The organism is Natrinema sp. LJW11 (genome assembly GCF_056135975.1).
The window spans coordinates 244,085-263,344 of record NZ_JBWBDM010000004.1 but is presented as its reverse complement, the minus strand read 5'-3'; the positions used below and the strand labels follow the sequence as shown (position 1 = coordinate 263,344).

The 19,260-nt window shown below is 66.8% G+C and carries 20 protein-coding genes; 9 read left to right on the top strand and 11 right to left on the bottom strand.

The features are described from left to right. Positions 1-39: 39 nt before the first annotated feature. Positions 40-2,415, top strand: a complete 2,376-nt coding sequence (locus AC0QDI_RS13115; protein WP_474669240.1) for an ATP-dependent DNA helicase — start codon at positions 40-42, stop codon at positions 2,413-2,415. Between the two features lie 177 nt (positions 2,416-2,592). Continuing rightward, positions 2,593-4,464, top strand: a complete 1,872-nt coding sequence (locus AC0QDI_RS13110) for an SLC13 family permease (RefSeq protein ID WP_474669239.1) — start codon at positions 2,593-2,595, stop codon at positions 4,462-4,464. 6 nt (positions 4,465-4,470) lie between these two features. Here AC0QDI_RS13110 and AC0QDI_RS13105 read toward each other — a convergent pair whose 3' ends face one another. From AC0QDI_RS13105 to AC0QDI_RS13085, 5 genes are all read right to left on the bottom strand, one after another. After that, a complete protein-coding gene (locus AC0QDI_RS13105; protein WP_474668809.1) occupies positions 4,471-4,677 on the bottom strand; it encodes a hypothetical protein in 207 nt (68 codons plus the stop codon). Between the two features lie 177 nt (positions 4,678-4,854). Then, a complete protein-coding gene (locus AC0QDI_RS13100) occupies positions 4,855-5,166 on the bottom strand; it encodes a carboxypeptidase regulatory-like domain-containing protein (protein WP_474668807.1) in 312 nt (103 codons plus the stop codon). Positions 5,167-5,262: 96 nt separating this feature from the next. Then, complete coding sequence (locus tag AC0QDI_RS13095) at positions 5,263-6,309, bottom strand: ABC transporter ATP-binding protein (RefSeq protein ID WP_474668805.1); 1,047 nt, start codon at positions 6,307-6,309, stop codon at positions 5,263-5,265. Then, positions 6,306-8,219, bottom strand: a complete 1,914-nt coding sequence (locus AC0QDI_RS13090; RefSeq protein ID WP_474668803.1) for an ABC transporter permease — start codon at positions 8,217-8,219, stop codon at positions 6,306-6,308. The genes AC0QDI_RS13095 and AC0QDI_RS13090 overlap by 4 nt, the downstream gene beginning before the upstream one ends. A 4-nt stretch (positions 8,220-8,223) precedes the next feature. After that, positions 8,224-9,306, bottom strand: coding sequence for a thiamine ABC transporter substrate-binding protein (locus tag AC0QDI_RS13085; protein ID WP_474668801.1), 1,083 nt, complete (start codon positions 9,304-9,306; stop codon positions 8,224-8,226). A 108-nt stretch (positions 9,307-9,414) separates the two neighbouring features. On the opposite strand from AC0QDI_RS13085, the gene AC0QDI_RS13080 reads away from it, so the two are divergent. Then, positions 9,415-10,536: an AI-2E family transporter gene (locus AC0QDI_RS13080; RefSeq protein WP_474668799.1), complete on the top strand. Its 1,122-nt coding sequence runs from the start codon at positions 9,415-9,417 to the stop codon at positions 10,534-10,536. A gap of 175 nt (positions 10,537-10,711) precedes the next feature. After that, positions 10,712-11,281, top strand: a complete 570-nt coding sequence (locus AC0QDI_RS13075) for a DUF5518 domain-containing protein (RefSeq protein WP_474668797.1) — start codon at positions 10,712-10,714, stop codon at positions 11,279-11,281. A gap of 18 nt (positions 11,282-11,299) precedes the next feature. Here AC0QDI_RS13075 and AC0QDI_RS13070 read toward each other — a convergent pair whose 3' ends face one another. The 3 genes from AC0QDI_RS13070 to AC0QDI_RS13060 all read right to left on the bottom strand — a co-directional run bounded on the left by AC0QDI_RS13070 (position 11,300) and on the right by AC0QDI_RS13060 (position 13,839). Further along, positions 11,300-12,685 carry an ABC transporter permease gene (locus AC0QDI_RS13070; RefSeq protein WP_474668795.1) on the bottom strand — a complete coding sequence of 462 codons (1,386 nt, stop codon included), beginning with the start codon at positions 12,683-12,685 and terminating at the stop codon, positions 11,300-11,302. Beyond that, on the bottom strand, positions 12,682-13,458 hold the full coding sequence (locus tag AC0QDI_RS13065; protein WP_474668793.1) for an ABC transporter ATP-binding protein: 777 nt from the start codon (positions 13,456-13,458) through the stop codon (positions 12,682-12,684). The genes AC0QDI_RS13070 and AC0QDI_RS13065 overlap by 4 nt, the downstream gene beginning before the upstream one ends. An 87-nt stretch (positions 13,459-13,545) precedes the next feature. Continuing rightward, positions 13,546-13,839 (bottom strand): hypothetical protein, encoded by a 294-nt coding sequence (locus tag AC0QDI_RS13060; protein ID WP_474668791.1) that lies wholly within the window; start codon positions 13,837-13,839, stop codon positions 13,546-13,548. Between the two features lie 318 nt (positions 13,840-14,157). On the opposite strand from AC0QDI_RS13060, the gene AC0QDI_RS13055 reads away from it, so the two are divergent. From AC0QDI_RS13055 to rpiA, 3 genes are read left to right on the top strand one after another with little or no spacing between them, the layout of a single operon-like run. Then, entirely contained in the window at positions 14,158-15,099 is a 942-nt protein-coding gene (locus tag AC0QDI_RS13055; protein ID WP_474668789.1) for an ABC transporter ATP-binding protein, read from the top strand. Continuing rightward, on the top strand, positions 15,096-15,953 hold the full coding sequence (locus AC0QDI_RS13050) for an ABC transporter permease (RefSeq protein ID WP_474668787.1): 858 nt from the start codon (positions 15,096-15,098) through the stop codon (positions 15,951-15,953). Before AC0QDI_RS13055 ends, AC0QDI_RS13050 begins: the two co-directional genes overlap by 4 nt. Before the next feature lie 52 nt (positions 15,954-16,005). Beyond that, positions 16,006-16,713: a ribose-5-phosphate isomerase RpiA gene (gene rpiA / locus AC0QDI_RS13045; RefSeq protein ID WP_474668785.1), complete on the top strand. Its 708-nt coding sequence runs from the start codon at positions 16,006-16,008 to the stop codon at positions 16,711-16,713. Positions 16,714-16,736: 23 nt separating this feature from the next. Here the strand turns inward: rpiA and AC0QDI_RS13040 are convergent, their stop codons facing one another. From AC0QDI_RS13040 to AC0QDI_RS13030, 3 genes are all read right to left on the bottom strand, one after another. Next, complete coding sequence (locus AC0QDI_RS13040; RefSeq protein ID WP_474668783.1) at positions 16,737-17,171, bottom strand: hypothetical protein; 435 nt, start codon at positions 17,169-17,171, stop codon at positions 16,737-16,739. A 4-nt stretch (positions 17,172-17,175) separates the two neighbouring features. After that, positions 17,176-17,637 (bottom strand): hypothetical protein, encoded by a 462-nt coding sequence (locus AC0QDI_RS13035; RefSeq protein ID WP_474668781.1) that lies wholly within the window; start codon positions 17,635-17,637, stop codon positions 17,176-17,178. 137 nt (positions 17,638-17,774) lie between these two features. Further along, positions 17,775-17,942 (bottom strand): DUF1931 family protein, encoded by a 168-nt coding sequence (locus AC0QDI_RS13030; protein WP_008013450.1) that lies wholly within the window; start codon positions 17,940-17,942, stop codon positions 17,775-17,777. 280 nt (positions 17,943-18,222) lie between these two features. Between AC0QDI_RS13030 and larB the strand changes: the two genes are divergently transcribed. After that, entirely contained in the window at positions 18,223-18,981 is a 759-nt protein-coding gene (gene larB, locus AC0QDI_RS13025) for a nickel pincer cofactor biosynthesis protein LarB (RefSeq protein WP_474668779.1), read from the top strand. Between the two features lie 119 nt (positions 18,982-19,100). After that, entirely contained in the window at positions 19,101-19,250 is a 150-nt protein-coding gene (locus AC0QDI_RS13020; RefSeq protein WP_006184973.1) for a DUF7563 family protein, read from the top strand. The last annotated feature ends 10 nt before the right edge of the window (positions 19,251-19,260 follow it).

The following is a 19,260-nucleotide window of genomic DNA, read 5'->3' as shown; positions in this document are numbered from 1 at the left end:
CGTCAACGCTATGGACGACCGACGATGAGTACGGCAAGAATGACGAACTGGCGGACGGTGTTCGGCCACCCCCAACCCTACGAGCCCCAGGTCGACGGTATCGAGACGGCCATCGAGACCGGGCGCGACGGCGGTTATTCCGTCATCGAGGGGGCCTGTGGGACCGGGAAGACGATGATCGCGCTCACCGCGGGGATCGACCTCGTCCGCGACCCGGACACCGACTACGAACGCGTGCTCGTGCTCACGAGCGTCAAACAGCAACTGCGGCAGTTCGAGGACGACCTCGAGACGATCAACGAGAACCTGCCGGCCGACTGGGACCCGGTTTCCGGGCTCACGCTGGTCGGGAAGGCCGACGTTTGTCCGTACAACCGCGAGAGAGCGGCGGGGTTCGACGACGGAAACGTCTACGACCGCTGTGAGACCCTGCGGGACCGCACCCGCGATCTCACCGGCGAGGGCGGGGACACGACCGCAGGGAACCTGGCGGCCCGCGCCCGAAGCCAGCAGATCGGGCTCGCCGACAGCGGGACCCGGTCGAAAAACACGTTCCTCGAGACCGCGGGCGAACCGACGTCGTACCCGCCGTCGCTCCCCGAGTACGGCGACGGCGGGCCCGTCGGAGCCGAGACCGAGTACTGCCCGTTCTACGCGCAGTACCTCGAGGACCTGCCGGACGACGAGGAGAACGGATCGGCCGCGGAGGCGGTTCCGTACGACTTCACCGACGCCGGGATGGTCAGTCCGGAGGAGCTGGTCGCCCGCTCGGTGAAACACGGCACCTGTCCTCACTCCGTGATGGGGGCCGCCCTCGGCGAAGTCGAGGTCGTGATCGGCAACTACTACCACGCCTTCGACCCCCGAACGGTCGGCTCCTTTACCGGCGCCTTGCTCGACGAGTCGACGTACGTCGTCTGCGACGAGGCCCACATGCTGGAACCGCGCGTCCGCGACCTGGTCAGCGAGGGCGTCGCCGACAGCACGCTTCGGGACGCCGAAACCGAACTCTCGCGGGTCATCCAGCCGGTCAAGTTCGAGCGCGAAGGGAGACAGGCCGAGGGCGGCTCCAAGACCGCCGACGCGGACCTCGTTCGCGCGGAAATCGAGGACAGCGACGTCTCTTACGAGGAACTCAACCGGACGCTCGAGTTCGTCCGAGATCTCCGCGAGGAACTCGACCGCCGGGTCACGGCCCACCTCGACCGGACCCACCGGGGCTGGCAGTCGGACCTGAACGATCTCCCCGACGAGGAGATTCCCCTCCGCGATCCGGGCGAGCCCGCCGAGGACGAACTCAGCGAGTGGGCGATCGAGTCGGGGTACGGCGACGCCGACTGGGTCCGCGCCGAGTCCGTCGGTGCGGTCGTCGCGCGGATCCTCAACGAGGCCGAGGACGAGGACCGAACCCGCGCCGCACCCGCGGTCGGTCGCGTCCTCGGCGAGTGGTATCGACGGGGTCACACCGATTACTTCCGGGAGATCGAACTCGAGCGGACCTGGGACGACACCGAGCCCGCAGAGTCGTGGCGGCGGGCCTACAACGCCCGGCTGGCCCTGCACAACTGCGTCCCCAGCGACGCCATCGGCGACCGTCTCGCCGCGTTCGGCGGCGGAATTTTGATGAGTGCGACCCTCGAGCCGATGGACGCCTTCACGGAAGTCACGGGACTGCAGTACCTCGCACGCGAGGAAGATCGACCGGTCGTCGAGCGGCGGTACGGACTCCACTTCCCCGCGGAGAACCGCGAGAGTTTCGCCGTCGCCGCACCGAAATACACCTACGAGAACCGCGGCAGCCCGAGCGAGGATACTCCGACGCGGCGATCCTACGCCGAGGCGATCGCGAGGGTCGCACAGCTCTCCGGCAACGTCCTCGTCGGGATGCCAAGTTACGCCGAGGCCGAGTGGGCCGCCGGCACCCTCGAGGATCGGGTCGAAAAGCCGATCCTGCTCGACGCCGCGAGCGACGACGAGACCACGCAGTCGCTCAAAGACGAGTTCTTCGCGGGCGACGGGAAGGTGCTCGTCACGAGCCTGCGGGGGACGCTGACCGAGGGCGTCGACTACAGCGGCGACCGCCTCGCCGCGGCGGTCGTCTGCGGCGTTCCGATCGTCAACACCTCGAGCCCGCGGACGAAAGCCGTCCGCCGGGCCTACGACGACGAGTTCGGCGACGGTTTCACGTACGCGCTGACGATTCCCGCCGTTCGAAAGGCCAGGCAGGCCATCGGGCGCGTCATCCGCAGCCCCGAGGACGTCGGCGTTCGCGTCCTGCTCGACGAGCGCTACGCCCGCGACAGCTGGGATTCGGTCAGGCCGTACCTCCCGGACACCGACGAGTTCCAGCCCGTCAGTCCCGACATGCTCGACGTCGGCCTCGAGCGATTTCGGTCGCGGCTCGCATCCCGGTAGCGAGCGATCGCGTCGATCGGCCGTCAGTGGGGCCTCGAGCGAACCCGCAGCGAATCGGGGCCTTCAAGCGCCGGCGTCAGAGAAGTGGGACCGTCAACCGTGTCCGGATTGCTCCCGCTCGAGACCGGCATTGCAGCGCTGGCTGCGGACTCGAGTTCGTTGACAGTGACGCCCGAGATGCTGGTCGTCTTCGGGATCATCGGTCTCGCGCTCGTGTTGTTCGTCACCGAACTGCTCCCGGTCGACGTGACCGCCATCCTGATTATGGTGTTGCTGATGGTGCTGGGGGTCGACGGCATCGTGAACTTCACCGAAATATCGACGGAAGAGGGGACGTCGGGCTTCTCGAACTCGGCGACGATCACCGTGCTGGCGATGCTCATTCTCAGTTCGGGGATCAGTCAGACGGGGGTCGTCCAGATACTCGGGCGGAAGATGTCCGCCTTCGCTGGCGACGACCTCGACAAACAGCTGCTCGCGACGATCGGCGTCAGCGGCCCGATCTCCGGCTTTATCAACAACACGCCGGTCGTCGCCATCCTCGTTCCCGTCATCTCTGACATCGCTCACAAGGGAAAGACGTCGCCCTCGAAACTCCTGATACCGCTGTCCTACGCATCGATGTTCGGCGGGATGCTCACGCTCATCGGCACCTCGACGAACATCCTCGCGAGCGACGTTTCCGAACGCCTGCTCGGGCAGCCGTTCTCGATGTTCGAGTTCACCAAGCTCGGGATCGTCGTCCTGCTCGTCGGCAGCGTCTATCTCATGACCATCGGACACCGACTGTTACCCGAGCGCGTCCCCGTCGAGGAGGACTACGTCCAGGACTATGCCATCGAGGAGTATCTGACCGAAGTCGTCGTCGATGAAGACTCGCCGCTGATCGGCACGACCGTCGCCGACGCCATCGACCACGTCGAGTTCGACGCCGACATCCTGCAGGTCGTCCGCGACGACGAGGAGTTCATCGAACCGATCGGCCAGAAGACGCTCCGGCCGGGCGATCTGCTCCGGCTTCGGGCCGACCGACCGACCGTTCAACAACTCGTCGATCGGGGGACGCTGACGCTCGCCGGCAGCCCCGAGACCGCCGACGACTTGGAGCCCGAGGCGGTCCCCGACCGGACCCTCGTCGAGATCGTCGTCCCCCGGGGCTCGTTCCTCGTCGGCGAGTCGCTCGAGAGTTCGACGTTCCGCCAGCGCTACGACGCGACCGTGTTGGCCTTCCGCAGTCGGGGGGAGACGGTCCGCAGTGACATGGACGAGCGCCGGATCCGCGTGGGCGACACGCTGTTAGTTCAGGCGGCTCCGGACAGCATCGACCGACTATCGAAAAACGACGACTTCATCGTCGCACACGAACCCGAGGAACCCGACTACCGGACCGAGAAGATCCCTCACGCGGCGGCGATCATGGCGGGCGTCGTCGGCTTCGTCGCCGTTCCGTGGGGCTCGGTCGGTTCGACGCTCGCCGGTGTGACCGGTGTCGGCGCGTTCGAGGGGCTCGCTGCCTTTTCCCTGCCGATCCTCGTGACCGCGCTCGCGGGGGTCGTCGCGATGGTCGCGACGGGCGTCCTCAAGCCGACCGAGATCTACGACGCCGTCGAGTGGGATGTGATCTTCCTGCTGGCCGGCATCATCCCGCTCGGGATCGCCCTGGAGCAGACCGGCGGGGCGGATCTCCTGGGGTCCCTCGTCGCCTCGACCGGTGCCTACCTCCCGGTCATCGGCGTGTTGTGGGTGTTCTACCTCGCGACGGGCCTCATCACGGGCGTCATCTCGAACAACGCGAGCGTCGTGTTGATGCTCCCGGTGGCCGTCGAGACCGCGACCCAGATCGGCGCGAACCCGTTCGCGTTCGTGCTGGCGGTGACGTTCGCGGCCTCGACCGCGTTCCTCACGCCCGTCGGCTATCAGACGAACCTGTTCGTCTACGGGCCGGGCGGCTACAAATTCACGGACTTCGTCCGGGTCGGCGCACCGCTGCAGTTGCTGCTCTCCGTCGTGACCGTCTTCGGAATCGCGTTCTTCTGGGGCCTCACGTAGGGTTCCCTACTCGTCCGTCTCGCCGCTCTCCTCGGCCGACGCTTCCTCGTCCAGTTCGTCCTCGTCCAGCTCGTCCTCGTCCAGCTCAGTTGCGTCCTCGTCGATCGGTTCGTCCTCGTCGCTGCGCTCGAGCGCCTCGTCGAGTTCCCGTTCGCGCTGGCGCTTCTCCGCGTCGTCGGCCTGCTTGTCTCGACCGTCTTTGGAGTCTGCCATCGGATCGGATACGGGCGCTGGCGGGATAACACTGTGGCAGCTGATACCATCCGCCTGCAGCGGAAACCGTTCACGGAGCCGTCGTTGAGACCGAATTCGACCGCGGACTCGCCGCCCTCGAGGCGACGGAACGCACCGGGACCGCCCCCTCTCCGGCTGTGATGGTAACGGGTGCCGTTATCGAGTGCGCGCGGTGCGATACGGCCGGAGTGCGGCCTCGTTCGGCACCACTCGAACGAGCGCCGAGGCCGGCCTGTACGCCACGCGCTCGCTCGGCGATTTCGCCGCGGTGAGTTTCCAGAACCCGGGCGAGTCGAACCGCAGTCGGCACAGACCCCGCCCGTCCGTTCGCACCGATTTCGTGTCGGTCGAAACGACGGCCCCCTCGACGGGGTGTCGTCGATTATCGCGGACGCGGACGGCGAACTCGGTCCCGACCGCGACTTCGCGTCGCTCGAGGTCGATCCGGAGCTTTCGGGTAACTCTCATGCGGAGTGCTACCACGCCTAAATTAAAAGACGCCCACTTGCGCGTTCCGGGGCGGTCGAGACGACTTTCCGGAACGGCCGAAACGACCGACGACTCTCAGTTCGAATTGACGACGTGTGCGTCGTCGGGGTCGAACCCGACCGTCAGTTCCTCGCGTTCGGGAACCGCGGGACGCTGGAGGACGATCCGCGATCCGTTCCATCGACCGTTGACGCGGACGGTTTCGCCGAGAAACTCGCTGGTTTCGACGCTCACCGTCAGTCGATTTCGCTCCGCGGACTCCGAGAGCGCGCCCGGCCGCACGCAGAAGGCGAGCCGATCGGTTCCGGTGGATACCGGCAGCGTGAATCGCTCGCCGCCGACCTCGACCTGTGCGTACCCACCCTCACGACTCCGAACCTCACCGTCGAAGACGTTGTTGTCGCCGACGAATTCCGCGACGAACCGCGTCGCGGGTTCGCGATAGATCTCCTGCGGGCGGCCGACCTGCTCGACGCGGCCCCCGTTCATGACCGCGAGCCGATCCGAGATCGCCAGCGCCTCCGCCTGATCGTGGGTGACGTAGACGGTCGTGATCTCGAGGTCGGACTGAATCCGTTTGAGCTGCCTGCGCAGCGACTCCCGGAGCCGTGCGTCGAGTGCACTCATCGGCTCGTCGAGCACGAGCAGGTCCGGCGCCGGCGCGAGCGCTCGAGCCAGCGCCACCCGCTGTTGCTGACCGCCCGACAGCGCTTCGGGACTGCGCTCCCCCACCCCCTCGAGATCGACCAGCTCGAGCAGGTCGGCGACGCGTTCGTCGACCGACAGTCCGTCCGGCGGCTCCCGAAACCGGAGGCCGTAGCCGACGTTCTCGGCGACGCTCATGTGCGGAAACAGCGCGTAGCTCTGGAAGACGACGCCGACGTCCCGCCGTTCGGGCGGGACGCCGGCCATCTCCCGACCGGCGAAGCGGACGGTTCCCTCGGTCGGCTCCTCGAATCCGGCGATCGTCCGCAGCGTGGTCGTCTTTCCACAGCCGGAGGGGCCGACGAGGGTGAAGAACTCCCCGTCGCGGACCGTCAGATCGACGCCCCCGAGCGCGACGGTGTCGGTGCCGGTCTCACCGTAGACTTTCGAAACGCCCTCGAGGCGAAGCTCGGTCATCGCTCGAACCTCCCGCCGACGCGGTCGACGACGACGAAGCTCGCGGCCGTGACGCCCAACAGCACCGTACCCATGGCGATCGCGGGGCCGGAGCGGCGACCGAGATAGCGCTCGACGGCGACGGGCATGGTGTACGCCTCGCTACCGCTGGCCAAAATCACCGTCGAAGAGAACTCGCCGATCGAGATGGCGAAGGCGAAGGCGGCTCCGGCGACGATGCCGCCGGCCACCAGCGGGAGTTCGACGTCCCGAAGCGCGCGGTATCGAGAGGCCCCGAGCGCTCGAGCGGACTCGACCATCGCCGGGTCGAGATTCGCGAGCAGCGGCGAGACGTTGCGCGTGACGAAGGGGTAGGCCGCGACGGCGTGGGCGGCGACGATCGCGACCGCGCCCGTCACCTGAAACCGCCAGCCGCCGGGCAGCGGGATGCCGAAGACGAGCCCCTGTAGCAGGCCGATTCCGAAGACGACGCCGCTGACGGCCAGCGGGAGCATCGCCAGCGTGTCGACGATCGCCCCGCCCCGGCCCGCGCGGACCGTCACCACCGAGACGATCACGCCCATCGGCACGGCGACGAGCAGCGTCGCGACCCCGAACAGCAGCGAGTTTCGGATCGCGATCCACGGCAGCGTCTGGTAGTCGGCCCCCTCGAGCTGGCGCTCGAGCAGGAACGCGTAGTGGCGCAGCGTGAACCCGCTTCCGTCGGTCACGCTGCCGACGACGAGACTCGCCATCGGACCGACGAAGACGACGACGGTGACGAGTCCGTAGGCGACGATCGCCAGTCTGCGCGGCGAGAGCGCCGTCCGAAGATCCGGAAAGAGCGGTTCTCGAGACGGCGCGGTGGTCGCTCGAGCGAGCCCTGACTGGGCGGACTCGTATCGGAGGTAGACGTAGGTCAGCCCGAGCGAGAGGAACGTCTCGAGGATCGCGAGCGTCGCGGCCTCGGCGTAGGCGAGCTGTCGGACCCGATCGTAGATCCAGACCTCGACGGTCGCGAGCTGCAGGCCGCCCAGCGCGAGCACGATGGGGAACGTCATGAACGTGAAGATAAAGGTCAGCAATGCGCCGGTCAGGACGGCCGGCAGGAGCTGCGGGACGACCACGTCCCGAAACGCCCGGCGGGGGCTCGCCCCGAGACTGCGGGCGGTTTCGACGGTCCGGACGTCGACGGACTCCCAGGCGGCGATCGTGACGCGAGCGATCAGCGGCGCGTTGTAGAACGCGTGAGCGACGATCACGACGGCGAGCGGGTTCCACTCGATGAACGGGAACGGCCCGACTCCGGCGAGCCCGAGGAGCTGGTTGAGCGTCCCCGATCGCCCGAACATCGCGTAGAAGCCGACGGCGACCATAATTCCCGGCAGGACGAAGGGTAGGATCGTCAGCGAGCGCAGCGTTCGTCGACCGCGGAACTCGTAGTTCGCGAGGACGTACGCCGCTGGCAGTCCCAGCGCGACGCTCGCGATCGTCGATAACGCGGCCTGATAGGCCGTAAAGCCGAACAGTCCCTTTCGAAACGCCGGGAGCTCGAGACTCGGCAGCGGGACCGGCAGCGGAACGCCGGGGAGCGGGTACTCGAGCGACACCGAGACCGAGACGGCCCCGAGCCAGCCGACGAGCGACTCGAGGTGGCCGCGAACCGCCAGCGGCTCCGCGAAGACGTCCGCGAACACCCCGAAATAGAACGGGTCGGTGAGGACCGCGCGGAAGAACGCGAGGCTCGCCACGCCGTCGTCGACGACGGCGTTGACGAAGACGACGCCAACCGGAAGGTAGAGCATGACGGCGAGAATGACGGCCGTCGCGAGCGCCGTCAGGGCGAGCGCGCGGCGCTCGAGCCAGCGGCGAGCGGTGGCGGATCGCCGTCGAAGTCCGGCTTCCCGCTCGGACCGTTCCGGTCGAGACACAGGGCTACTGGCTGGCGAATTCGCGCGCCCAGTCTTCGACCCAGCCGTCGAGGTTACCCCGGAGGTCGTCGTAACCGATCGTCACCGCCTCCGGCGGCACGTGTGCGTACCGGTCGAACTCCTCGTCGAGGTCGACGTACTCCGATTCGACGGCCGGGAACTGGACGTTGCGCTGGGCGATGACCGCCTGGGCCTCGTTCGAGAGGGCGAAATCGAAAAAGTCGTAGGCGAGATCGACGTCCGCCGCTCCCTCGAAGATCCCCATCCCCTCGGGGTTGGCGTACCCCTGATCGTTCGGAAACGCGATCTGGTGCCGACTCATGTCGCTGTCCGCGTCGGCGGCGAACACCTGATCGGTCGAGTAGGAGACGACCATCGGCCGATCTTCCGCCGTGTAGGACTCATACGAATCGTTCCAGTCGCCGACGATACGAACCCCGTTCTCGTCGAGGGAACGCCAGTAGTCGAGATAGCCGTCCTCGCCGTAGGCGTCGATCGTCCACAGCAGGAACGCCTTGCCCGGATCGGAACTCTGGGCGTTCTGGGCGAGCAGCGCGTCCTCGTAGGCCGTCTCGGTCAGATCGTCGAGCGTCTCTGGTTCGGCGACGACGGTTTCGTCGTAGACGAGACAGATATAGCCCGTGTCGTAGGCGAGCACGCGACCGTGCGGATCGCCCATGTCGAGCCCGTCGCGGATTCGCCCGGCGCGCTCGATCCGGTCGATGTCGAGTTCGCGGAAGAGGCCGCCCTCCTCGAGAGTGTCGTCGACTCGGACGAGGTCGTCGACGTTGAGTCCGAAGTAGATATCGACATCGTACTCGGAGTTTCGCTGCTCGCGATTGATGTACTGATTGAGCCCGTCGCTCGGAACGACCCACTCCAGTTCGGCATCGTCGTGTTTTTCCTGGAACGTCTCCTTGAGCCACGTCCCGGCCGGGTTCTTGCCGTCAACCATCGACTCGTAGGTCGCGATTCGAAGGGTCCCGTCGCTCTCGTCTCCGTCCCCGTTCCCATCGCGCGTCAAACAGCCGGCGACGCCGGCGACCGCGCTGCCACCGACCGCGCCGACGAACGTTCGTCGATTCATTACCCGGTGGTTGCACCAGGTGGTCTTAAGGCCCGTGATTGCCATCGATTCCTCCGAGTCCCGCCGCTCGAGCCGAAAGACTTTGTTCGTCGGGTGAGACTCACGGCTGTGTCAGGGATCAGTTCCGGGACCGAGAGCGCGGATAGACGCCGTCCGTACGTCCTCGCAGGAGTCGTCGTCGCACTGGGCGTCGTGACCGCTGGCATTCTGCTCGAGGTACTCGGAACGATCCTCTTTGCCCTCACCGTGGCGTACGTCCTCATGCCGGTCCAGAGCTGGCTCGTCAGACGCGGGCTCACCGAGTGGACCGGTGCGCTCGCGGCGACCCTGATCGGCTTCGTCAGCGCGGTCGCCGTTTTCTCGCCGGTGGTCATCGCGCTCTACGTTCGACTCGAGCAGGTCGTCGCCCTGGTCGCGTCGCTGCCGCGGGAGCTGTCGATGTCCGTCTTCGGGATGACCTACGTGCTCGAGGCCGGGCAGATCCAGGCCTCCGTCCTCGATCTTCTCAGCGGGGCCGCGACCTCGTTCGCGCTCGCGCTGCCGGTGCTCGCGATCAAGTTCGCGCTGTTCGTCGTCCTCCTGTTCGGATTGCTGCTCAAGGGCGACGAGGCGGGCCGAGCCGCCGTCGCGCCGATTCCACACGGCTACCGAGACGTCGTCTACGCGCTCGCCCAGCGGGCCCGCGAGACGCTGTACGCCATCTACGTCCTGCAACTCGCGACGTCGCTTGCGACGCTCGCCGTCGCATACCCGTTGTTCTGGGCGCTGGGCTACGAGGCGGCCATGACGTTGGCGATCGTCGCCGCGGTCTTGCAGTTCGTCCCGATCATCGGCCCGAGCATGCTCGTCGTTCCGATCGCGCTCTATCACGTCGCCGTCGGCGACCTCGTCGCGGCGACGCTGATCGGCGTGCTCGGTCTCGGCCTCATCGCTTGGCTCCCCGATGTCGCCGTCCGCCCGCGACTCGCCAGACGGTCGGCCGGCTTTTCCGGCAGCCTCTACTTCGTCGGGTTCACCGGCGGTCTCTTCACCCTCGGCGCGATCGGCGTCGTCGTCGGTCCGCTGCTCGTCGCCGTCTTCGTGGAAGCCGTCGACCTGCTCGCCGACGAGGTAAACAGCGACGCGACGTTCACCGAACTCATCGAAGACGACCCGGAGGAGTCGCCGAGCGACCCAGGTGGGACGGAGACGACCTTCGAGGACTCGAGTTCACGGATCACCAACGACTGATACGGACGACTGTACGGCAGTTTCGGCCCACCCACGACCCCGATTGGGGTGTGTCATGATACGGTGCTAGCAGACCGTATGAGTCCCGTTCCGTTCGAACCGACCCCTCGAGCGCACCGACGGCAGACACCGTTTGACCACCGCCACTTTTCTCTTTGCTACCCTTTGGTTCGGTATGGTACGGAGCCGAACGATCGTCAACGCGGGTATTGGCGCTATCATCGGGGTCGTCCTCTCGTTTATCCCCTTCTCTCCCGCCCTCGGTGGGGTAATCGCGGGATTCCTCGAGGGACCGGACGAGCGAGCGGGCGCGGTCGCGGGCGCGCTGGCCGGCGCGATCGCGTTCCTTCCCATCGCGGGGATCGGGTTCCTCCTCTTTGGGTTCCTCAGTCTCGGACTGGCCGGTGGCATCCCCGTCGAGGGAATCGCCCTCTTCTCGCTCGTGATCCTCGGCGTCGGGGCCTTCATCCTCCTCTATACCGTCGGCCTGTCGCTACTCGGCGGCTATCTGGGCGCGTACCTCGCGCGCGAATACCCCGCTCAGCACCGACGAACGCGCGAGACGGTGGGATTCGAGACGGGCTCGACGGAATCGTCTCGCTCAGCCGATGTCAGATCGAGATCGGACCGCGAGCTCGGTCGCGAATCCGATGCAGGGCTCGAGGGCGGCGGCTCGAGCGAACGAGCGGACGATCGATACGTGGGCGGAGAGCGCGACCGCGGCTCCGATCGAGAGCCGAAATAATCGCTCGAGCCTCGTTTTTCACTCGTACCGCAGCGCGTCGATCGGATCCGTCCGCGCGGCTCGCCAGGCCGGGTACAGCCCCGCGAGAACCCCGACGAGTATCCCCACGGCGATGGCGATCGCGACGTACTCGAGCGGGTACACGAGCGGGAGATCGACGTACTGCGCCCCCAGATAGCCGCCGACGAGCCCCAGCCCCGTTCCCAGGATCGCGCCGATCACGCCCAGAATCACCGATTCGGTCAGGAACAGGCCGAGTACGTCGCGATTCTGCGCGCCGACGGCTTTCATGATCCCGATCTCGCGGGTCCGCTCGGTGACGCTGACGAGCATGATGTTCGCGATCCCGATGGAGCCGACGAGCAGGGAGATGGCCGCGATGCCGACGATGAAGTTCCGCAGCAGATCCAGTACGTCCTGAAGCTGACCCAGCAGCTCCGTACTCGTCCGAAACTGCACCTCGAGGTCGTCGCTCAGCAGTTCGCTCGCGTCGGATCGGTCGCTCTCGAGGTAGTCGGTCGCGCTCTCGCGGGCGGCGTCGATGTCGGACTGGTCGGCCGATTCGGCCTCGATGATGATCGCCAGAAACCGAGCGTCGCTGCTCGCGTCGCCTCCGTCGGCACCGCTTCCGTCACCGGCACTTTCGTTACCGGTGCTTTCGTTGCTGACGCTCTCGTTGCCACCGCTTCCGTCGCCGTCGCTCTCGGTTCCGCCGCCGTTACTCTCACCGTCGCCCCCGAATCCCAGTCCGGCCGCCTGTTCCGCGTAGTAGGGGTCCGTCGGCACGTAGACCCGCGGCGAGGACTCGAACCCCTCGAACGGGCTCAGCCCCTCGCTGGTGTCGGTGATGCCGACCACCTCGAGGGTCGTTTCCTGGCCGCCCAGTATCGTCACGGTCAGTTCGTCGCCGACGCTAACGTTCTCCTCGAACTGGTTCGCCGCCGCGGGGTTGATCACCGCTTCGCGCTCGCCCATCTCGAACTGCCTGCCCTCGACCAGTCGCTCCTCGCGGATGTACGAGGGTCCCGAGGCGATCAACCCGTTGCCCTGTGCGACCTGCTCCTCGCCGTTCGAGAGCGCCTGCGTCTGAATCGTCGCGTAGCCGTAGGCCGCCTCGACTTCATCGAGGTCTTCGACGGCCGCGAGATCGTCCGGCGTGAAGACCGGTTGTGCGCCCGCCAGCGGGCCGCCCTCGGTATCGGGTTCGGCGGCCCAACCGTAGACGTTGCGCTGATCGTCGGGGCTGATATCTCCGATCACGCCGGCCTGCAGGCTCGCACCCAGCGTGACGAACGTGATCACCGCGGCGATGCCGATCACGATCCCCAGCGTCGTCAGCGCCGATCGGAGCCGATGGCCGCGGATCGACCGCCACGCGAGACGGAGGCTCTCGAGCGGGTTCATTCGGCGTCGCCTCCGCCGTTCCGCCGTCCCCCGCGTCCCGACCCGCTGTCGGTCGTCGGTCCCGTCCGCGCCCCGTCGCCCCCCTCGAGGTCCTCGATCCGCTCGATTCCCCCGTCGAGCAGGTGGACGATCCGATCGGCCCGCTCGGCGACGTGGCGCTCGTGCGTGACGACGAGCATCGTCGTCCCGCCGCCGTGGAACTCGTCGAAGAGGTCCAGAATATCCGCCTCGGTGTCGGTGTCGAGGTTCCCCGACGGCTCGTCGGCCAGCACGATCGCCGGGTCGTTGACCAGCGCCCGGGCGAGCGCCACCCGCTGGCGCTGGCCGCCCGACAGTTCGTTCGGCAGGTGGTCCGCCCGATCGGCCAGGCCGACGCGCTCGAGCAGGTCACGCGCACGCTCGCGGCGCTCGGAGCGGCCGACGTTCTGGAACAGCTGGGGCAGCGCCACGTTCTCGACGGCGTTCAGCCGCGGCATCAGGTTGAACGTCTGGAAGACGAACCCCACTTCGGTCCCTCGAAGCCGGGTCCGTTCGCGGTCCCCGAGCGCCCCGACCTCGCGACCCCCGACGACGACCGTGCCCTCGGTCGGCGTGTCGAGACAGCCGACGAGGTTCATCAGCGTCGATTTCCCGGAGCCGCTCGGTCCCATGATCGCGGTGTAGGATCCCCGCGGCACCTCGAGGGAGACGCCGTCGAGCGCGTGAACCGGCTCGCCGATCCGATAGGTCTTGCGGACGTTCGAGAGGGTGACGGCCGTGCCCGAAGTCGCCATGCGCGTTCGACCACGGACGCTCCAAAAAAGGTTCGGCGCAACGGCGGCCCGCAAGCGGTCACTGACCGCGGATCGCGGGCGACGTTCCTACCACTCGCTACTGACAGCTCCGTCTTGTGACGGTTCTCCACTCGTCACGTCACCGCGGATAACGACGTAGATGATGAGGGCGATAACCCCCAGCGGTGGAAAGAGGAAGAGGAGTCCGGCAACGCCGATCGTCCACAAGAGTTCGTTGTTCTCGCGTTTCGAGGCGTCCTTGTACACCCAGTAAGCGATGCCGATCGTGATGAGGAGGAGGACTAACGTCCCGATGAGAAAGTACATCATCAGGTCGCCTGCGTCGGTCTGTAAGGGGAGGAGGGCGTGCTCCAGCATCATCTCACCCGCCTCGAGCGGTCGTTCGTTCGGGCGCGGGACCACCGGTGTCGGTCGACACCCGCTCGACCGACGGGACGTGGAGTGCGTTCGTTCATCGTATCACTCTCCACGTGATATACAAGAAACACTAACTAAAGATCTTTCCATTGACAGCACGATGGGTCGCCGCGATACCAGCGGCGAGGACGGCCGGCCGTTCGTCGCATCGCCGTTCACTGGCGGCCGAGGGTGCGGGTACCGTGACGTTCCCTCGTGTCGCCGCTTTCCGGGCCGATGAGACAACCTATTTGTACCTCGAAAAACTACGATACTTAAACAGTGCCCTCCATAGACATCTCGAACGTGACGAAGCGGTACGGTACCGAAACGGCCCTCGAGGGACTGGATCTCGCCGTCGAACGCGGCGAGATCTACGGCTTCCTCGGCCCGAACGGTGCGGGGAAGTCGACGACGATCAACCTCATCCTCGATTTCATTCGACCGACCGAGGGCGAGGTGCGCGTCTTCGATCTGGACGCCCAGTCGGACAGCCTCGAGATCCGCGAGCGGACCGGCATCCTCCCCGAGGGTGCCGAACTGTACGACCGGTTGACCGGCCGTCAGCACGTCGAGTTCGCGATCGAATCGAAACGAGCCGACGACGACCCCGACGAACTCATCGAGCGAGTCGGGCTCTCGAGCGACGATGCCGACCGGAAGGCTGGCGGCTACTCGAAGGGAATGGCCCAGCGACTCATGCTCGCGACGGCGCTGGTCGGCGAACCCGACCTGCTGATCCTCGACGAGCCGTCGACGGGACTCGATCCGAACGGCGCTCGCCAGATGCGCGAGATCATCCGCGAAGAGAACGCCCGCGGCGCGACCGTCTTCTTCTCCTCGCACGTCCTCGGCCAGGTCGAGGCGGTCTGCGACCGCGTCGGCATCCTCCGGGACGGCGATCTGATCGCCGAAGACACCGTCGACGGGCTTCGCGACGCCATGCCGAACGAGACCCGGCTTCGCGTGATCCTCGACCGCGTTCCGGACGACTCCTCGGCCGCGCTCGAGGCGGTCGAATCGGTCGACGGCGTCTCGTCGGTGACGCCCGAGGGTCGAACCATCGTCGTCGCCTGCGAGGACCGGGCGAAGACGACCGTCTTGCACACCATCGAGGAGTACGGCGTGACCGTCGAGGACTTCGAAACCGACGAATCCTCTCTCGAGGATCTGTTCATGGCCTACACGTCCGATTCGGCCGGTAGTACGGGGGTGGTACAGTGAGTTCGATCGTCGTCGCGAAGAAGGACTTCCGCGACGCCATGCGATCCCGGGTACTGCTCGGCCTCATCGCGCTGTTCTCGCTGTTTACCGTCGGCGGCGCGTTCCTCGCGTCGCGGCTATCGGAGCTGTTCGACTCCGGCGGCGGCGACACGACGATGGATCTGATCCTCGCACTGCAGACGCCGGCGGGCTTTCTGGTCCCGGTCATCGCCCTGGTCGTCGGCTACGGCGCGATCGCCGGCGAGCGAGAGAGCGGGAGCCTGAAGTTCCTCCTCGGACTGCCACACCGTCGGCGTGACGTCGTAGTGGGGAAGGTGCTCGGTCGAACGGCGGTGGTCGCAGTCTCGATCCTGATCGGTTTCGGCGTCGGCCTGATCGGTCTCGTCGCTTTCATCGGCGAGGTCTCGATCGTCGACTACGTCACCTTCACGCTGGTGACGGTGCTGTTCGGGTTCGTCTACGTCTGTATCGGCGTCGGTATCTCCTCGATGACGCGATCGACGACCAAAGCCGCGATCGGCGCGTTCGGACTGATCGTGCTGTTTTGGTTCCTCTGGAGCTTCCTCGTGCAGGCGCTGCTCTACGTCGTCGAGGGCGAATTCTTCCCCAGTACCTTCCCCGACTGGTTCATCGCGATGAACTCGCTGACGCCCGACGCCGCGTACGGCTCCGCGATCGCCGCCGTGCTCAGCGATAATCAGTTCACGGTGGCCAGCACGTACGAGACCGCGGGATTGACCGACGGAACGCTCCCGCTCCTCGCCGAACCGTGGTTCGGTTTCGTCCTGCTGGCGATCTGGGCGCTCATCCCGCTCGGGCTCGGGCTCTGGCGGTTCGATCGCGTCGACCTCTGACCGAGGCCGCCGAGCTACAACGTTTTTCCCGTCGCCGCCCGCTTTGACACGCATGAAGACGGAGGGTGGCTCTACCGACGCGAAACGAGACGCCGGCGAACGTGCGGCCGAGGAAGTCGAAGACGGAGACGTCGTCGGGCTCGGCACCGGCTCGACGACCGCCCACGCGATCCGGGCGCTCGGTCGAGCCGTCGACGACGGCCTCGAGATCCGCGGGATCCCGACCTCGTTCCAGTCCCGAACACTGGCCCTCGAGGTCGGCATTCCACTGACCGAACTCGACGCGGTCGACGGGGTCGACCTCGCGATCGACGGCGCTGATCAGGTGGTCGACGATCCCGACGCGACGGCCCACGGGGCGCTCATCAAGGGCGGCGGCGCGGCACACGCGCGCGAGAAACTCGTTGATACGGCGGCGGACCGGTTCGTCGTCGTCGCGGATCCCTCGAAGCTGAGCGATCGCCTCGAGCGCCCGGTCCCGCTCGAAGTTCATCCCGACGCCCACACGGTCGTCGCCGAGCGGATTCGGGACCTCGGCGGCGAGCCGACGCTCCGAGACGCCGAGCGAAAGGACGGCCCGGTCGTGACGGACGACGGGAACCTCGTCCTCGACTGCGCGTTCGGCCCGATCGACGACCCCGACGCGCTGGGGACGCGGCTCTCGGGGATTCCGGGCGTCGTGGAACACGGCCTGTTCGTCGGGTCGGCCCACGCGACCTACGTCGGCACCGAGGGTGGCGTCGAGGTACGTCGTTACTGACGCGTCGACTGCCGGATCCCACCTCACGCCGCCCGTTCGCAGTCGTCACCTCCCGCGTCGCGTGGCGCATCGACCGGCCGCGAGAACAGCCCAGCGATCAGGTAGACCGCTCCGAGCAGGCGAGTCGCGGGTATCACCCAGCCTTTCAGCTCGAGTTCGTCGGGGTTCTCGTAGGCCGTTCCGAGCCCCCAATCGACGACCGTTCGCGGGAGCAACGCCATGAGACAGCCGCCGATGACGATCCCCGTTTCGACGCCCGCCGGTAGCCCATCGTCACGGTGGAGTAGCCAGACGAACGCCAGCCCCTCGAGTCGGGCGATCGGAATCGTCCACGGTCGTAACCGGCCCTGATCGGGATTTTCGAACGCGAGTCGCTCGCCGAATTCGATGACCGCGTCGGGCGCGATCACCTCGAGCAGGCCGAACCCGATCGCCAGCGTTCGGTTCGTGGCTCGCATCGGTTCAGCCGTCACCTCGGGGGAGCCGAAGTCGGCGCGGCGACCGGTCCGATTCGTCGCGCGTCCGGTCGGTCGTCGTCCCCTCGCCCGTGCTCCGGGAGAGCAGCGTGACGGTCAGGTAGAGGACGCCGAGCAGGCGCGCCGCGGGCTCCACCCAGGGCCGCAACTCGAGATCCTCGGTGTTGACGTAGACGAAGTGCTGGCTGATCGTGATGATCGGTCGCGGGACGAGCACGAGTGCCAGCCCGGCGAGTCCGAGCCCGGCGGTGATCAGCGTCGATCCCTCGCGCCCGCGAACGAGCAGCCAGACGAAGAGCAGGCCCTCGAGTCGAGCGCCCGTCAGCGCCAGCGGTCGCCGCCGGGTCGCGGCGGGGTTTCGCAGGCCGATCCGCTCGCACAGTCTGATGATCGGCTCCGGCGCGACGATCTCGACGAGTCCGAAGGCGATCAGTAGTCTCCGTAGCATATCCCGCTCCTACCACGACTAGGGGCAAAAAACTCGAGTCGGCGATCGGGGGCCCCGAACGGGGACCGGCCCGGCGATCGGTTCAGTAGCTACGCTACGTCGGGTTGCGTCCGCAAAAAATCGCTCAGATAGCTGCCTTACAGGTCGCGGGGCTGGACCGTCTTCCGGTCGTTAGCCTCTGCGCGGCGGGCGGCGTCGTCGAGCAGTTCCGAGACTTCCTCGTCGAGTGCGTCGTAGAAATCCGAGGCGACGTTTTTGTCATCGAGCGCTTCCTTAACGGCGGCTTTGACGATAAGGTCTGCCATACGATGTATTCGTTTCGCGTTCCCCCATATAAGATTTCTGCTTAGCGACGGAAATACGGGGGTTGCAGCGGTTGATTCGCCCGTTTCGACGACCCGGATCACCGGAAAGTATATGTTCGATGAGTGGCCGACCCGATTTTCGCCGCTCTCGAACCGGTGGATCCGGCTCGCGCGCGGCCCTCCGGGGCTCGTGCGCACGTTCAGCGACTGGGGTCGCCGGTCCCGGTCCGTCTCGAGACCGGGCCGACGGATTCGAGTACGTCGGTCGCGGAGGACGAGTATGCGCGAACTGCTCGAAGCCGTCGCCGACGGCTCGCTGTCGCCGGCGGCTGCCGAAGCCGAACTCAGAGGCTACGTCACCGGCGAGGCGGGTCGGTTCGATGCGGCCCGCGACCGGCGTCGCGGGGTCCCGGAAGCGATCTTCGCCGAGGGGAAGACAGCCCCGCAGGTCGTCGCACTGGCCGAAACCGCGCTCGAGACGACGGGGCGGGCGCTCCTCACGCGGGTCTCCGACGAACAGCTCGAGCGGCTCGAGGCCCACCTCGACGAGACGGCTCCGACGGCGACGATCGACCGACGAAGCGGGGCGGTCCGGGTAACGACGCCGGTGTACGACCCGCCGTCGCTCGACGCGACGGTCGGGATCGCGACCGGTGGGACCGTCGACGGACCGGTCGCCGACGAGGCGGAACTCGTCTGTCTGGACGCCGGTGCGACGGTCGACCGGGTCGACGATATCGGGGTCGCGGCGCTCACCCGGACGCTCGACCAGCTCGATCGATTCCGCGCGGCGGACGTGTTGCTCGTCGCCGCTGGCCGAGAGGGGGCGCTCCCGACCGTCGTCGCCGGCCTCGTCGACACCCCGGTCATCGGCGTTCCGGTCTCGAGCGGCTACGGCCACGCCGGGGACGGCGAGGCGGCCCTCGCCGGGATGCTCCAGTCCTGTACCGTGTTATCGGTCGTCAACATCGACGCGGGGTTCGTCGCCGGGGCTCAGGCGACCCTTATCGCGCGAGCGATAGACGACGCTCGTGACTGACACCCACACCTAGTTACGGAAAAATAGTTTCCACTACCGAAAACTCATACAGTGTTTGGGGAAGGATATTTAACCACCCACTCGATAGATTTGAGTACCGGCTCCGGCCGGTGTGACCAATGCCCAAGTGTGACCACTGCGGCGCGCACGTCTCCGAACGGTTCGCTCGCGTCTTCGCCGACGAACACGGCGAGATCCACGCGTGCGTGAGCTGTTCGGCCAACGCCGGAATCGCAGAAGCCGCGAAAGAGCGCGCTCGCGGCACCTGACCATCGCGAT

What these genes read in the sequence shown, in the direction of transcription:
- AC0QDI_RS13115 (WP_474669240.1), top strand. Translation starts at nt 40, where the DNA reads ATGACGAACTGGCGGACGGTGTTCGGCCACCCCCAACCCTACGAGCCC.
- AC0QDI_RS13110 (WP_474669239.1), top strand. Translation starts at nt 2,593, where the DNA reads ATGCTGGTCGTCTTCGGGATCATCGGTCTCGCGCTCGTGTTGTTCGTC.
- AC0QDI_RS13105 (WP_474668809.1), bottom strand. Translation starts at nt 4,677, where the DNA reads ATGGCAGACTCCAAAGACGGTCGAGACAAGCAGGCCGACGACGCGGAG.
- AC0QDI_RS13100 (WP_474668807.1), bottom strand. Translation starts at nt 5,166, where the DNA reads ATGAGAGTTACCCGAAAGCTCCGGATCGACCTCGAGCGACGCGAAGTC.
- AC0QDI_RS13095 (WP_474668805.1), bottom strand. Translation starts at nt 6,309, where the DNA reads ATGACCGAGCTTCGCCTCGAGGGCGTTTCGAAAGTCTACGGTGAGACC.
- AC0QDI_RS13085 (WP_474668801.1), bottom strand. Translation starts at nt 9,306, where the DNA reads ATGAATCGACGAACGTTCGTCGGCGCGGTCGGTGGCAGCGCGGTCGCC.
- AC0QDI_RS13075 (WP_474668797.1), top strand. Translation starts at nt 10,712, where the DNA reads ATGGTACGGAGCCGAACGATCGTCAACGCGGGTATTGGCGCTATCATC.
- AC0QDI_RS13070 (WP_474668795.1), bottom strand. Translation starts at nt 12,685, where the DNA reads ATGAACCCGCTCGAGAGCCTCCGTCTCGCGTGGCGGTCGATCCGCGGC.
- AC0QDI_RS13065 (WP_474668793.1), bottom strand. Translation starts at nt 13,458, where the DNA reads ATGGCGACTTCGGGCACGGCCGTCACCCTCTCGAACGTCCGCAAGACC.
- AC0QDI_RS13060 (WP_474668791.1), bottom strand. Translation starts at nt 13,839, where the DNA reads ATGATGCTGGAGCACGCCCTCCTCCCCTTACAGACCGACGCAGGCGAC.
- rpiA (WP_474668785.1), top strand. Translation starts at nt 16,006, where the DNA reads ATGAAGACGGAGGGTGGCTCTACCGACGCGAAACGAGACGCCGGCGAA.
- AC0QDI_RS13040 (WP_474668783.1), bottom strand. Translation starts at nt 17,171, where the DNA reads ATGCGAGCCACGAACCGAACGCTGGCGATCGGGTTCGGCCTGCTCGAG.
- AC0QDI_RS13035 (WP_474668781.1), bottom strand. Translation starts at nt 17,637, where the DNA reads ATGCTACGGAGACTACTGATCGCCTTCGGACTCGTCGAGATCGTCGCG.
- AC0QDI_RS13030 (WP_008013450.1), bottom strand. Translation starts at nt 17,942, where the DNA reads ATGGCAGACCTTATCGTCAAAGCCGCCGTTAAGGAAGCGCTCGATGAC.
- larB (WP_474668779.1), top strand. Translation starts at nt 18,223, where the DNA reads ATGCGCGAACTGCTCGAAGCCGTCGCCGACGGCTCGCTGTCGCCGGCG.
- AC0QDI_RS13020 (WP_006184973.1), top strand. Translation starts at nt 19,101, where the DNA reads ATGCCCAAGTGTGACCACTGCGGCGCGCACGTCTCCGAACGGTTCGCT.